Here is a 14,150-nt window from a genome sequence, read left to right as displayed (position 1 = left end):
GGCGCGGCCCGATCCGGCGGCAGCGCCGGCCAGGCCATCCTGCCCCATGTCGCGGCCTTGGCCAGCCATGGCGGCATCGCCGGCGAGCCGGACTGCGTGCTGCGCTGGAACGCCATCCCGGCCACGGCCACGAACCTTCGCATCGTCATCCATTTCCACGGCTTCGCCGCGCCGGATGAGCCGTTGCGCCTGGCGCAGGGCCGCCTGCCGGGCAGCGGCCTGGTTCTGCCGCGCCAGCCGCCGACCCTGGCGCTGCTGCCGCGCGGCCGCCCCATCCCGGGCCGGCCCGGCCGCTTCGACTGGCCGGCCCTCGCGGCACCCGGTGGCATGGCGGCCCTGGTGGCGGAGGTCGGCACGAGCTTCCCATCGCCCGCCGCCCTGGTCCTGACCGCGCATTCCGGCGGCGGCAGCGGGTTGCGCGCGGCCCTGGCCTCCGGCGCGCGGGTGGACGAGGTGCATCTGTTCGACGCGCTGTACGGCGACCCCACGCCGCTGCTGCGCTGGGCCGTCGCGCGCGCTGGCCTGCGGGGTGCGGTGCCGCCGCCCGCCTTGGTGGTACTGGCGCGGGCGGGCGGCGGCACGGAAGCGCCGGCCCGCCGCCTCGCCGCCGGGCTCCGCGCTGCGGGCCTTGCCGGGCCGCGCTGGCGGGTGGTGCTGACCGGCGCGCCGCACAACGACGTGCCGCGGCTCTATGGCCCGGCGCTGCTGGCCGATGCCGGCGCGCCGCTGCCGGGCACTGTTCCGGCCTGATCCCGCCAACAGCGCGCGGCCGGCGTTGACCGCGGCGGCACCAGCCGCAGCGGCGCCAACACGCCGCGCAGGCCTTCCTCCGGCCACTGCATCACGTAGTGCGACCAGTCCGTCGCGTTGAAGACGGATTGCGCCGCGGCCTCCGGCAACGTGCAGTCGCGGCTGGCGCGCCAGGGCCGGTGGGTCAGCACGCTGGCTTCCATCGCCTGCCCCGCCGCCCCCAGCCCCACCACAACGGCCAGTACGCCGCGCCGCCAGCCGGGCGCCGCTCCGGCCAGCGCCAGCCCGGCCGCCACCGCCAGCACCGCGAGCGCGGCGATGCCGGTCCGCATCGTCATCTCGTTGCCCGGCCCGAAGACGTAGAACGGCAGCAGCGCCAGCAGGACCAGGCCCGCCGCCAGCAACCGCGATCGCAGCAGCAGGCCCACCGCCAGCGCCGTGATGCCGAACTCCAGCGCCAGGAACAGCCCGAGCCGGGGCAGCACCGCGAGGCCGTGGCGTTCGAGCAGGGCCCAGTGCGGAATCCCGCCGGAGCCGGCCGTCAGGTACAGCACCAGCGGCACCACCAGCGCCACCGCGAGCCAGTTCACCGGCCCGAGCAGCGCCGCGCGGACCAGGCGCCCGCCACCCGGCAGCACCGCCACGCTGGTCAGCACGCCCGCGCCGAGCGCCGCCAGCGGCGACCACCCCGCCGCCGCCGCCAGCGGCAGGGCGACGGCGCGCAGGAACTCCGGCCGCCTGCCGTGGCGCAGCAGCAGCAGCATGGGGATCCAGCCGGCCAGCGCATGGTTCGGCACCCACAGCAGCAGCGTGACATGGCCGGAGTACTGGAAGATTCGCGCCCACCACTCGCCGCCGCGCCCCCAATAGGCGGCGAGGCCCCCGCCCTCCGTCAGGTCGAGCCAGAGGTTGGGCAGCAGGTCCAGCCCGCCGAAGCCGACGAACACCAGCGCCACCAGCACGGCGGCGCCGCGGCGCCCAGGCGCCACCTGCCGTGCCAAGCCGGCCAGCAGCGCCAGCACCAGCGCCAGGCCGAGCGCCGTCCAAACGTACAGCGCGGCCTGGGCCCATTCGGGCCCGGCCAGCGCGGCCGGCAGGTAGTAGTGCAGCGGCGCGCGCAACAGCCAGGTCGCCTCTCCCACCACGTAGCCTACCGGCCAGGGATGGGTGGCGAGGTCGCGCAGCACCGCGTCGCGAATCTGCCAGTCCATCGGCGCATGCAGCAGGTGGTGCGTGCCGCTGCTGCCGATGGCCCAGGCGAGGCCACCCGCCAGGCAGGCCAGCGTGGCGCGCCAGCCGAACGGCCAGCCGCGCCACCCCGGCAGCAGGGCCGTGCCGGCCAGCCCGGCCAGCAGGCTGGCCGCCGCCCAGGGCCAGGAGAGAAAACCGCCCGCAAAAATCAGCGCCGGCAGCAGCAGGTACAGCGTGCAGGCCAGGAACAGCCGGTCCGGCGCCGCCCCGCCCAGCGCCGTATCGAGGTTCAGCCGCGGCTTTCGCGGATCGCGGCGCGCCGGCGCGTATCCGGCTGCAGTTTCGTCCCGAGGCCCGGCCCCTGCATCGGGTAGCAGAAGCCGCGCTCCACCCGTGGCAACTCCGTCACCAGGTCGCGGTACCAGGTGGCGAGTGTCGCCCGCACCACCTCCTGGAAGATCGCCGTCGCCGCATGCAGGGCGAAGTGCAGGCTCGCCACCAGCGTCACCGGGCCCGTGCAATCGTGCGGCGCCACGGGCCGGGCCCAGGATTCCGCCAGCGCCGCGATCTTCCGCGCCTCCGTCAGGCCGCCGCACCACGTCAGGTCCACCATCACCACATCGGTGGCACCCGCCACCAGAAGATCCCGGAAGGCGACCTTGCCGCCCAGCGTCTCACTGGCACAGATCGGCACCCCAGGCACGGCCCGGCGCAGCTCCACCAGCGCCGCCGTGTCGTCCATCTTGCAGATCGGGTCCTCCACCCAGAAGGGCTGGATGGGTGCCAGCGCCTGGCAGATGCGGGTCGCGGCGGGCAGCGAGAAGATGCTGTGCAGTTCCGCCATCACCTCCATCCGGTCGCCGACCGCCTTCCGGATCTTCTCGAAGGGCTCCATCCCGCGCTTCAGGTCGTCGAGGTTCATCACCTGCCCGCCCGAAGCCGGCGCATAGACGTCGAAGGGCCAGATCTTCATCGCCGTGAAGCCTTCCTCCAGCAGCGAATGCGCCAGTTCGTCGGCGCGCTGCATGAAGGCGACCTGGTCGTCATAGGGGCCGGCGGCGTTCTCCCCGGCGCGCACGTCGCGGCGGTCCCGCGCGCTGTTGTAGTCGTAGCCGGCGCAGGTGTTGTAGGCGCGGATGCGGTCCCGGCTCAGCCCGCCGAGTGCCTCATGCACCGGCACGCCGAGGCGCTGGCCCATCAAATCCCACAGCGCGATGTCGACGGCCGAGGCGGCGCGCATCTCGGCGGAGGAGGCGCCGAAGCCGACATAGGGCGTCATCAGGTGGCGGTGGATGCGCTCGATGTTCCGCGAATCCTGGCCGAGCAGGAAGGGTGCGACCAGTTCATGGATCTGGCCCTCCACCGCCGCCGCCCCGCGGAAACTCTCGCCGAGGCCGACCAGCCCCTCCGCCGTCTCGATCTCGACCCACAGGATGTTCGCGCGTTCCGGTACCCGCAGGGTGCGGACGCAGGTGATGGCCGATGGTGTCATTGCGCGCGAATCCCCTGCCGCCGCACCACATCCGCCCAGCGGGCGACCTCGCCGCGGACATGCGTGCCCATTGACTCCGGCGTGCCGCCGAGCGGCGCCACGGCCAGTTCCGTCAGGCGCGCCCGCACGCGCGGGTCCGCCAGCGCCTGGTTGAACGCCGCGTTCAGCGCCGCGATGGCGGGTGCCGGCGTGCGGGCGGGCGCCATGAAGCCGAACCAGCTATCGATCGCCATGCCCTGCACGCCCTGCTCGGCGAAGGTCGGCACGTCCGGCAATTCGCCGATCCGCTGGTCGCTGACCGCGGCCAGGGCGCGGACGCTGCCGGCGCGGATGTGCGGCAGGATGGAAGGCAGATTGTCGAAGAACAGGTCGATCCGCCCGGCGACGAGGTCCGTGATGGCGGGGCCGGAACCGCGATAAGGCACATGCACCATCTCGATGCCCGTCACCGCCCGCAGCAGCTCAGGCCCGAGGTGGTTGGAGGCGCCGACGCCGGATGAGCCGAAGCTGACGCCGCCGGCCTGGCTACGTGCGAGGGCAATGAACTCTGCGACGTTCTGCGCCGGCAGGTCCCGCCGCACCGCCATCACGTTGCGCACCGCGCCGGTCAGCACCACCGGGGCGAAGTCGCGCAGCAGGTCGTAGCCCGGGTTGGCATACAGCGCCGGGTTGGCGCCGCAGGGGCCGAAGGCGCATTGCAGCAGCGTGGTGCCATCGGCCGGGCCGCGGGCTGCCTCCGCCGCGCCGATGTTGCCGCCGCCGCCGGCCTTGTTCTCCACCACCGCGCCGCGCGGCAGGTGGGCGGAGGCCGCCTCCGCCAGCACGCGGGCGACGATGTCGCTGGTGCCGCCGGGGGCGAATGGGACGATGATGCGGACCGGGCGGTCCGGCAGGTCGGCGGCCAGGACGACCGGCGCGAACAGGGCGAGTCCGATGGCGGGCAGCAATCGGCGCAGAATTTGGTGCATCTGGGGGTCCTCCAACCCGTTCTTGGGTCGAAGCCTAGGCCCGGTCGTGACGCCGGCGGAACCCCGACGGCCGCCCGCGGACCTGCCCCGGCTTGATTCCCCCGCGCTCCGGGACAAAAGTCACGGAACCATGATCCTCCTGATCGACAACTACGACAGCTTTACCTTCAATCTCTATCACTTCCTCGGCGATCTTGGGGCGGTGGTTGAGGTTCGGCGCAACGACTCCCTCTCGGTCGAGGCCGCGATGGCGCTCGATCCGGAGGCGATCGTGCTGTCGCCCGGCCCCTGCACGCCGAACGAGGCGGGCATCTGCCTCGATCTGATCGGCGCGGCAGCGGAGGCGCGGCTGCCGCTGCTCGGCGTCTGCCTCGGCCACCAGGCCATCGGCCAGGCCTTCGGCGGGAAGGTGGTGCGGGCGCCGGAGCCGGTGCATGGCAAGGTCTGGGACGTCACCCATGGCGGCACCGACATTTTTGCAGGTATCCCTTCGCCCTTCCGCGCCACGCGGTACCATTCGCTGGTGGTCGAGGACCTGCCGGAGACGCTGGTGCCCACGGCCCGTACCGCGGATGGCCTGGTGATGGGCCTGGCGCATCGCGACCTCCCGGTGTGGGGCGTGCAGTTCCACCCCGAAAGCATCGCCAGCGAGCATGGCCACGACCTGCTGCGCAATTTTCTCGCCCTGGCCGGCCGCCGAAACACCTTCGCATCCCCGACCGCGGCCGCATGAAGAAGATCCTGGCCCGCCTCGCCGCCGGCGAAAAACTGGCGGAAAGCGAGGCGGAGGCCGCCTTCGGCATGATCATGGCCGGCGAGGCGACGCCCGCCCAGATCGCCGGGCTGCTGATGGCGATGCGCGTGCGCGGGGAGACGGTGGCGGAGATGACCGGCGCCGTCCGCGCCATGCGCGCCCGGATGCTGGCCGTCGACGTGCCCGACGGTGCCATGGACATCGTCGGCACCGGTGGCGATGCCGCCGGCACGCTGAACATCTCGACCGCCACCGCCCTGGTCGTCGCCGGCTGCGGCGTGAAGGTGGCAAAGCACGGCAACCGGGCGCTCTCGTCGCGCTCCGGCGCCGCCGATGCGCTGTCGGCACTCGGCATCCCGGTGATGGACACGCCGCTGGAGGCGCTGCCGCGCATCCTGGCGGAGGTCGGCATGGTGTTCCTGATGGCGCCGCGCCACCACTCCGCGCTGCGGCATGCCGCCGGGCCGCGCGTCGAGCTCGGCACGCGCACCATCTTCAACCTGCTCGGCCCGCTGGCGAACCCGGCCCGCGTCACCCGGCAGATGACTGGCGTCTTCGCCCCGGAATGGCTGCGCCCGATGGCGGAGACGCTGGCCCGCCTGGGCACCGAACGCGCCTGGCTGGTGCATGGCCAGGGCCTCGATGAACTGACCCTCGCCGGCCCCTCCCAGGTGGTGGAACTGCGCGACGGCCGGCTTCACGAATTCGAGGTGGCCCCGGAACAGGCCGGCCTGCCGCGCGCGCCGGCCAGCGCCCTGAAGGGCGGCGATCCGGCCGAAAACGCCGCCGCACTGCTGGCCCTGCTGGAAGGCGCGCCGGGCGCCTATCGCGATTGCGTGCTGTTGAATGCCGCCGCCGCCCTTGTGGTGGCCGGCCGGGTGGACGACATCCGCGCCGGCGCGACCCAGGCCGCCGCCGCCCTCGACAGTGGCGCGGCGCTTGCCGTGCTGAACCGCCTGCGCGCCGCCACCGCCGCTCCCCCCGAGCCGCCCCCTGCCGAGCACCCGCACCGATGAACGTCCACACCCCCGTCCTCTCCGACACGCTGGCCCGCATCCTCGCCGACAAATACGAGGAAGTGCGCCAGCGATCCGCCGCCATGCCGCTGTCGGAGGTCGAGGCGCAGGCCCGCCACGCCGATGCGCCGCGCGATTTCACCGGCGCACTCTGCGCCGCCGTCGGCGAAGGTCGCGTCGGGCTGATCGCCGAGATCAAGCGCGCCTCGCCCTCCGGCGGCCTGATCCGCGACCCCTTCGAGCCCGCCGCGCTGGCCCGCGCCTATGAGGAAGGCGGCGCCGCCTGCCTGTCCGTCCTGACCGATGGCCCGTGGTTCCAGGGCGACCTCGGCCACATGGTCGAAGCCCGCGCGGCCTGCAGCCTGCCGGTGCTGCGCAAGGACTTCATGGTGCATCCTTGGCAGGTCTTCGAGGCACGCGCGATGGGCGCGGATGCCATCCTGCTGATCCTCGCCGCCCTGTCGGATGAGCAGGCGCAGGAGCTGGAGGATATCGCCCGGTCGCTCGACATGGCGGTGCTGGCGGAGGTGCATGACCAGCGGGAGCTGGACCGGGCGCTCGGGCTGGAGACGCGGCTGATAGGCGTGAACAACCGTAATCTCAAGACCTTGGTGACCGATCTTGCGACGTCGGAGGAGCTGATCCCGCAGATCCCGGCGGACCGCATCCCGGTCGGCGAAAGCGGCATCCGCACGCCTAACGACGTCCGCCGCATGTGCCACGCCGGCGCCCGCTGCCTGCTGGTGGGCGAGCACCTGCTGCGCCAGCCCGACGTCGCCGCCGCGGCGCGCGAGTTGATCGCGGCGATCTAGCGGTGGCGCTGACGCATTTCGACGCCACCGGCGCCGCCGCCATGGTGGACGTCTCCGCCAAGGCGGAGACCAGCCGCACCGCCATCGCCCGCGGCCGCATCACCATGGCGCCGGAGACGCTGGCGCTGGTCCAGGCCGGCCAGGTCGGCAAGGGCGACGTGCTGGGCGTGGCGCGCATCGCCGGGATCATGGCGGCGAAGCGCACCGCGGACCTCATCCCGCTGTGTCACCCCCTCGCGCTGGCGAAGGTCACGGTGGACCTCGCCATCGCCGCGCCGGATGCGGTGGAGATCGAGGCGCTGGTGAAGGTCACCGGCCAGACCGGGGTGGAGATGGAGGCGCTGACGGCGGTGACCGTGGCGGCGCTGACGATCTACGACATGTGCAAGGCCGCCGACCGCGGCATGCGGATCGAGTCGGTGCGGCTGGTGCATAAATCCGGCGGAAAATCCGGGACCTACGAGGCGTCCTGATGATCCCGCTGGAAGAGGCCCGCGCCCGGATCCTGGAGGCGCTGCGCCCCACCGCCGCCGAGACCGTGGCGTTGGCGGAGGCGTGGAACCGCACGCTCGCGCACCCGGTCGCGGCCCGGCTGACCCAGCCTCCGGCCGATGTCTCCGCCATGGATGGCTATGCCGTTCGCGCGGCCGATGCGGTGCTGGGCGCCCGACTGACGGTGACCGGAGCCGCCCCGGCAGGCCATCCTTTCGCTGGCGAAGTCGGCACTGGGCAGGCCGTGCGCATCTTCACCGGCGGCTTCGTCCCACCCGGCGCCGATGGCATCCTGTTGCAGGAGGATGCCGAGGAAGCCGGCGGCGTGGTGACGGTGCGGGAAGCCGTCGCGCCGAACCGCTGGATTCGCCGCCGTGGCCTGGACTTCACCGCGGGCGACATCCTGCTGCCCGCCGGCCGCCGCCTGACGGCCCGCGACATCGGTCTCGCCGCTGCCGCCAACCATCCCTGGCTGATGGTGCATCGCCGCCCGCGCATCGGCATCCTGGCCACGGGCGACGAGATCGCCCTGCCCGGCGAGCCGATTCCGCCCGGCGGCATCGTCAGCAGCAACGCGCATGCGCTGGCCGCCCTGGTGCGGGCCGGCGGCGGCGATCCGCTGGTGCTGCCGATCGTGGCCGATGACCGGGACGCCATCGCCGCCGCAGCCGCGGCCTCCCGCGGCTGCGACCTGTTGGTGACGACGGGCGGCGCCAGCGTGGGCGAGCACGACCTGATCCAGGCGGCACTCGGCCGGGACGGGTTTGCGCTCGATTTCTGGAAGATCGCCATGCGGCCGGGCAAGCCGCTGATCTGGGGGCGGCTTGGCGCCACGCCGGTGCTGGGGCTGCCCGGCAATCCGGTCTCCGCCCTGGTCTGCGGCGTGCAGTTCCTGCTGCCGGCACTCGCGGTGCTGTCCGGCCTGCCGGCCGCGGCGCCGCGCACCATCCTGGTCCGCGCCGGGGCCGATCTGGCGGCGAATGACCGCCGATTCGATCATCTCCGGGCGACGCTCGGCACCGATTCGGCCGGCCACGTCACCGCCACCCCCTTCCCGCAGCAGGACAGTTCCATGCTGGCCAACCTGGCGCGGGCGGAGGCGCTCATTCTGAGGCCACCCTTGGCCCCGGCGCTGCCCAAGGGGGCCGAGGTGCCGGCCATCCCGCTGGGCCAGTTCGGCATCTGAGCCCCGTCCCGGCGCGTTTTTTGGCAAGGGCCGCGAAAAAGATTTGACGGCTTCGCAGGAACCTACATAGAACATCCATGCCGGTTGCCCGTTTGTTCGGCACCCCGTGGTCCCCCGACCGGCTGGAGAACGCCATGCTGACGCGCAAGCAGCACGAGTTGCTGATGTTCATCGACAAGCACCTGCGCGCGACCGGCTTCTCGCCTTCCTTCGAGGAGATGAAGGACGCGCTGCGCCTCAAATCCAAATCCGGCATCCACCGCCTGATCACGGCGCTGGAGGAACGTGGCTTCCTGAAGCGCCGCGCGCACCGCGCCCGTGCGCTGGAGGTTGTGCGCCTGCCGGAGAATGTCGCGCCGCGCCGAGCGGACGCCGTGCCGGCACCCGCACCACCGACCTTCACGCCCAACGTGATCCGGGGCCATTTCGCACCCGGCCTTGCCGGCGTGCAGAAGGCCGCGAACGAGGCGGGGTCCGTCGCCCTGCCGCTGTACGGCCGCATCGCCGCCGGCATGCCGATCGAGGCGCTGCGCGACACCTCGGCCAGCATCGACGTGCCGGCCGCGCTGCTGAGCGGCGGCGAGCACTACGCCCTGGAGGTCGCCGGCGATTCGATGATGGAGGCTGGCATCCTGGACGGTGACACCGTCATCATCCGCCGTGGCGATACGGCCGACAGCGGCGCGATCGTGGTGGCGCTGGTCGATGACCAGGAGGTCACCCTGAAGCGCCTGCGCCGCAAGGGCAACTCGGTGGCGCTGGAGCCGGCGAACCGCGCCTATGAAACCCGCATCTTCGGCCCGGACCGTGTGCGGGTGCAGGGCCGCCTGATCGGCCTGCTGCGCCGCTACTGAAGGCTCAGTAGGGGTCCCATTCGTGGCTGCGCGCCGAACGCCAGGCGTGCAGCCGCTGCCACGCTGCGGTTGCGACGACACCGCTCAGCATTCCGGCGGCCAGCATCAATGCCATGCCCATGATCCGCGTCCTTTCCGCCCTTCCTGTCCGGGGATCCTGGATCCGGCCCGGCTAAGGCATGGTTAACGCGACCCCGTATCGATGGTTGCGCGCGGCAGGTCGGAGGCGCGGCCGGGCATCGGCACCGGCGGCACCCAGGGGCGGTCGCCGCGGGTGCCGCGGTCGGTGCGGATGACGACCTCCGCGCCGAGCCAGGCGGCCTGGGCGCCGTCGCGCCACATCGCGAAGCGGTCGATGGCCAGGCCGCTGCGGCAGCGCGGCGCCATCGCCTCCAGCGCCACGACCAGCGCGGCCTGGCCGCAGGCCTGGCCGGGGTCCAGGGGCGGCATGCGCTCGCCGCGCCGCGCCGGTGGTCCCCGCAGCAGCACGGCGACGGCGCTTTCGGGCCTTGGCTGGAAGCGGCAGGCGGCCGGCGTGCAGGAAACGGCGCCGCCCGCGACCTCCCCCTGCTCCGGCAGCGCCAGTGCCTGGGTCGCGCCCATGGCCCGCAGCAGGTTGTCGCGCGCGAAGTTGCGGGCGCCCGGGACGCGGTAGAGGTACACCCCTTCCGCCGTGCGCAGCGCCACCAGCCGGGCGTCGCCGGACACCAGCAGGTCCGGCGGTGGCGAGACCACGCCCGCCGCCAGGCCGGCCAGGATCACCGGCACCCCGAACAGCCGCAGGCCGCCGCGCCACAGGCACAGCCAGCAGAATCCGAAGGCCGCCAGCGCCAGCCCCCAGCCCGGCAGCGGCGGCATGGCCGGCGCGGCGCCCGGCAGGTCGGCCACACGCCGCGCCACGAGCAGGATGCCCTCGACCCCCCACCCCATGGCCCAGAGCGGCCAGTCCTGCAGCCCGACCGGCAGCGCCAGCACCGCCGCCAGCGCCGCCGGCATCACCAGCAGGGAGGTCAGCGGCACCGCCACCGCATTGGCGAGCACCCCGAACACCTGCAAACGTCCGAAGTGGTGCAGGCCGGAGGGGGCGGTGGCCGCGCCCGCCAGCAGGGATGTCAGCACCAGCCCCGCCAGCAGCAGCAGGCCGCGCCGCCACCAGTACCGCTGACGGTCCGGCCGCGCCAGCCAGGGGCGCAGGGCATCATGCCCGGCGATCAGCGCCAGCACCGCACCGAAGGACATCTGGAAGGACGGCCCCAGCACTTCCGCCGGCGCCACCATCAGCACCGCCGCGGCGGCCATCGCCAGGACGCGCAGCGACAGCGCCCGCCGCCCGGCGAGCAGCGCCAGAGTCATCAGCGCCGCCATGCCGAGGCAGCGCTGCATCGGCACCTGCGACCCGGTCAGCAGCATGTAGAAGGCACCCGCCGCCAGCGCCCCCACCGCCGCCACCGCCTTCCCCGGCACCCGCAGCGCCACCCAGGGCACCAGCGCCAGCCCCGCCCGCAGCACACCGAAGACCAGCCCCATGACGATCGCCATGTGCAGCCCGGACACCGACAGCAGATGCGCCAACCCGGAATCGCGCATCGCCACCATGGCCGGTTCCGGGATGCCGCTCTGCGTGCCGGTGATCAGCGCCGCCGCCACCGCGCCGGTCGCGCCGGGGATCGCCGCCGTCACCACCTGTTCGAGCCGCGCCCGCAGCCGGGCCAGGTCCTCCCCCTGCCCCGGCGCCACCGCCGCCGGCCCGAGCGCGAAGCCCGACCCTCCCAGGCCGGAAAAATAGGCGGCGCGCTGGAAGTCGTAGCCGCCCGGTACCACCGGCGCGCCAGGCTCGCGGAGCAGGGCGCGCACCGTCAGCCGGTCGCCCGCCTCGGGCCGCGCCGGGTCGTCGCGCCGCAGCCGCAGCCGCACCGGGCGGGCCAATGGCGCCGCGTCATCCAGCCGCGCCGCCGCCAGCGTCACGCGCACCCCCTCCGGCAAGGGTTCCACCACCGCGACGCGGCCCGAGGCGACCACCGCGCCATAGGGCAGCGCCAGCGGCTCCGCCTGCCGCGCCGCGTGCCAGCCGGCCATGCCCGCGCCAAGCAGGAACGCCGTCAGCAGGCCCAGGGCCCAGCCGGCCAGGGCCTGCCGCTGCGCCACCCACAGCGCCAGCAAGGCCATGGGCGCTGCCAGCCAGAGCGGCTGCGCCTCCGGCTCCCGGTCCAGTTCGAAGTACCACAGGATGCCGCCGCCCAGCGCCACCGCCAGCCAGGGCGCGTAGCGGCCATGCTGCGCGCCGACCTGCCCCGCCAGAAGCTCGGCAGGCGCGGGGCGAACAAGGGGGGAAACCGCGAGGGACATTCCACCCAGGGTGGAACATCGCATCCGGAGACGCAACGAAGTCCTGTCTTTGGCCTGGCCGCCGTTCCGGGCTACCTATCCCGCTGATCGAACCTTCTGCCGGAACCCGGAAACCAGATGTCCGTCCGCACGCGCTTCGCCCCCTCCCCCACCGGCTACCTGCACATCGGCGGCGCCCGCACGGCGCTGTTCAACTACCTGTTCGCGCGCCATCACGGCGGCCAGTACCTGCTGCGGATCGAGGATACCGACAAGGCGCGCAGCACGGAGGCCGCCGTACGGCAGATCCTGGACAGCCTCGAGTGGCTCGGCCTCAGCCCGGACGAGCCGCCCGTGATGCAGACCCACCGCGAGGCCCGCCACGCCGAGGTGGCGCGCGAGTTGCTCGCAGCCGGCCGCGCCTACCTCGCCTACGACACGCCGGAGGAACTCGCGGCGATGCGCGCCGAGGCGGAGGCCACCAAGCGCCCCTTCAAGTATGACGGCAGCCGCTGGATCGACCTCGACCCCACCCAGGCCCCCAGCCTGCCCGGCGCCATCCGCATCAAGGCGCCGCGCGGCGGCGAGACGGTGGTGGCGGACCTGGTGCAGGGCGAGGTCCGCGTCGCGCACACCGAACTCGACGACATGATCATCCTGCGCAGCGACGGCACGCCCACCTACCTGCACGCGGTCGTGGTGGATGACCACGACATGGCGATCACCCATGTCATCCGCGGCGACGACCACCTGACCAACACCTTCCGGCAGTGCATGGTCTATGACGCGATGGGCTGGCGACGGCCGCATTTCGCGCACATCCCGCTGATCCATGGCGCGGATGGCTCGAAGCTCTCGAAGCGCCATGGCGCCGTCGGTGCGCTGGACTTCGCCGAGATGGGCATCCTGCCGGAGGCGCTGTGCAACTACCTTTTGCGCCTCGGCTGGGGCCATGGCGACGAGGAGATCGTGCCGCGCGACCGCGCGATCGAGCTGTTCGACCTGAAGGATGTCGGCCGCGCCGCCTCCCGCATGGACTACGTCAAGCTGGTGCACCTGAACGGCGTCTATATCCGCGGTGCGGAGGATGACCGGCTGGTGCGGGAGGTGCTGGCGATCCTCACCCGCCGGCGCATCGACTTCGGGACCGAGGCCGCGGGCCGCATCCGCATGCTGATGCCGGACCTCAAGGCACGTGCGAAGACGCTGACGGAACTCGCCGAGGCCTGCCTCTTCGCGGTGCCCGAGGGTGCGCCCGAGCCGGATGCCAAGGCCGCCGCGCTGCTGACGCCGGAAGCGCGCGCGCGCCTTGCCAACCTCGCCGAGTTCCTGGCCGAGGCGCCGTGGGAACGGGCGGATCTGGAACAGTGGCTGCGTGACTATGCCGAGGTGAAGGGCGTCAAGCTTGGGCAGGTGGCGCAACCCCTGCGGGTGGCGCTGACCGGCAGCACCCAGAGCCCGCCGATCGATGCGGTCCTCGTGGCGCTCGGCAAGACGGAGGCATTGAGCCGGATCAGCACCGCGGCAGGCACGACAACGGCTTGACCTTCACGCAAGCGACATCTAGAAAATTACTACCTCAGTAATTTTTTGGTGTCACTGCGGAGTGGGCATGCCGGGCCGATCGAAACTCGCCTACTGGGCCCTGGCCCTGCTCGGCATTGCAGCCTGGGCCGCCGGCATCATCGGGCTGTCGGGGCTTCCCCTGCCAACGCAGGTGGCGCTGTCCGGCATGGCGGTGATGGCCTGCCTGTGGGGCCATGCCGTGCTGTTCCCGAAGCCGGTCACCGCGGCGCCGACGCCGCGGCCTGCCCATCCGCTTCCCCTCGGCCGAGCCCGCACGCCGACCCGCCTGGCGCTGCGCAACCTGGCTCTGGACCTGCCGCCGGGCGAGCTTCCCACCCTGCTGCGCGAACCCTTCGAGGAAGCGGCCCGGATGGAGGCGCATCGACTGGCCGAAGCCATCAGCGCCGCCGGCATTTTCGGCCTGGTGAACATCCGCCTGCAGCCCGATGGCATGGCGTTGATCGCGCCGGTCCAGGCCGAGGCCGCCGTGCGGCTGCCGACGGCCGTCCTGGTGCGGCTGGCGCAGCGGCTGACCAGCCGACCCGATCCGCGCGCCGAGCCCGGCGCAGGTCTCTGGCCCGGCGAGGATCTTGCCGCCGCCGTCGCGGGCCGGCTGGAGGAGGTGCGGCCCGCGCAGGCTTCCCCTGCCCCTCGCCCTCCCGGGCGGGCCCGCCGCGCGGGTCTCGAATCGGTTTAATCAGGGTGCAAATCTGGGCAGATGGTTTATTGGTCCTGATGTCATTC

12 protein-coding genes are annotated in these 14,150 nt (G+C 72.9%); 9 read left to right on the top strand and 3 right to left on the bottom strand.

The window, feature by feature from the left end; genetic code table 11:
• Positions 1-57 precede the first annotated feature (57 nt).
• The gene (locus tag ACFHPP_RS06225) at positions 58-750 is read left to right on the top strand and encodes a hypothetical protein (RefSeq protein WP_437162394.1); all 693 of its coding nucleotides are present in this window, start codon (positions 58-60) and stop codon (positions 748-750) included.
• A gap of 1,480 nt (positions 751-2,230) precedes the next feature.
• Here ACFHPP_RS06225 and ACFHPP_RS06220 read toward each other — a convergent pair.
• The gene (locus ACFHPP_RS06220; RefSeq protein WP_437162393.1) at positions 2,231-3,433 is read right to left on the bottom strand and encodes a mandelate racemase/muconate lactonizing enzyme family protein; all 1,203 of its coding nucleotides are present in this window, start codon (positions 3,431-3,433) and stop codon (positions 2,231-2,233) included.
• The gene (locus ACFHPP_RS06215; protein WP_437162392.1) at positions 3,430-4,401 is read right to left on the bottom strand and encodes a Bug family tripartite tricarboxylate transporter substrate binding protein; all 972 of its coding nucleotides are present in this window, start codon (positions 4,399-4,401) and stop codon (positions 3,430-3,432) included. Before ACFHPP_RS06215 ends, ACFHPP_RS06220 begins: the two co-directional genes overlap by 4 nt.
• A gap of 130 nt (positions 4,402-4,531) precedes the next feature.
• Here ACFHPP_RS06215 and ACFHPP_RS06210 point away from each other — a divergent pair, with 130 nt between their 5' ends.
• The 6 genes from ACFHPP_RS06210 to lexA all read left to right on the top strand — a co-directional run bounded on the left by ACFHPP_RS06210 (position 4,532) and on the right by lexA (position 9,515).
• Positions 4,532-5,134, top strand: a complete 603-nt coding sequence (locus tag ACFHPP_RS06210; protein ID WP_437162391.1) for an anthranilate synthase component II — start codon at positions 4,532-4,534, stop codon at positions 5,132-5,134.
• Complete coding sequence (gene trpD, locus ACFHPP_RS06205; protein WP_437162390.1) at positions 5,131-6,171, top strand: anthranilate phosphoribosyltransferase; 1,041 nt, start codon at positions 5,131-5,133, stop codon at positions 6,169-6,171. The genes ACFHPP_RS06210 and trpD overlap by 4 nt, the downstream gene beginning before the upstream one ends.
• Positions 6,168-6,983: an indole-3-glycerol phosphate synthase TrpC gene (gene trpC, locus ACFHPP_RS06200; RefSeq protein WP_437162389.1), complete on the top strand. Its 816-nt coding sequence runs from the start codon at positions 6,168-6,170 to the stop codon at positions 6,981-6,983. Before trpD ends, trpC begins: the two co-directional genes overlap by 4 nt.
• A 2-nt stretch (positions 6,984-6,985) precedes the next feature.
• Positions 6,986-7,456, top strand: a complete 471-nt coding sequence (gene moaC, locus ACFHPP_RS06195) for a cyclic pyranopterin monophosphate synthase MoaC (protein ID WP_437162388.1) — start codon at positions 6,986-6,988, stop codon at positions 7,454-7,456.
• Positions 7,456-8,661 carry a molybdopterin molybdotransferase MoeA gene (locus ACFHPP_RS06190; RefSeq protein ID WP_437162387.1) on the top strand — a complete coding sequence of 402 codons (1,206 nt, stop codon included), beginning with the start codon at positions 7,456-7,458 and terminating at the stop codon, positions 8,659-8,661. The genes moaC and ACFHPP_RS06190 overlap by 1 nt, the downstream gene beginning before the upstream one ends.
• A 134-nt stretch (positions 8,662-8,795) precedes the next feature.
• Positions 8,796-9,515 carry a transcriptional repressor LexA gene (gene lexA / locus ACFHPP_RS06185; RefSeq protein WP_437162386.1) on the top strand — a complete coding sequence of 240 codons (720 nt, stop codon included), beginning with the start codon at positions 8,796-8,798 and terminating at the stop codon, positions 9,513-9,515.
• Positions 9,516-9,698: 183 nt separating this feature from the next.
• On the opposite strand, the gene ACFHPP_RS06180 is transcribed toward lexA, so the two are convergent.
• Positions 9,699-11,861 carry a ComEC/Rec2 family competence protein gene (locus ACFHPP_RS06180; protein ID WP_437162385.1) on the bottom strand — a complete coding sequence of 721 codons (2,163 nt, stop codon included), beginning with the start codon at positions 11,859-11,861 and terminating at the stop codon, positions 9,699-9,701.
• A 117-nt stretch (positions 11,862-11,978) separates the two neighbouring features.
• On the opposite strand from ACFHPP_RS06180, the gene gltX reads away from it, so the two are divergent.
• Entirely contained in the window at positions 11,979-13,385 is a 1,407-nt protein-coding gene (gene gltX / locus ACFHPP_RS06175) for a glutamate--tRNA ligase (RefSeq protein WP_437162384.1), read from the top strand.
• A gap of 67 nt (positions 13,386-13,452) precedes the next feature.
• The gene (locus ACFHPP_RS06170) at positions 13,453-14,103 is read left to right on the top strand and encodes a hypothetical protein (RefSeq protein ID WP_437162383.1); all 651 of its coding nucleotides are present in this window, start codon (positions 13,453-13,455) and stop codon (positions 14,101-14,103) included.
• Positions 14,104-14,150: the final 47 nt, after the last annotated feature.

Source organism: Falsiroseomonas sp. E2-1-a20 (genome assembly GCF_051433195.1).
Lineage (GTDB): Bacteria > Pseudomonadota > Alphaproteobacteria > Acetobacterales > Acetobacteraceae > Falsiroseomonas.
This window is presented reverse-complemented; position numbering and strand designations above follow the sequence as displayed.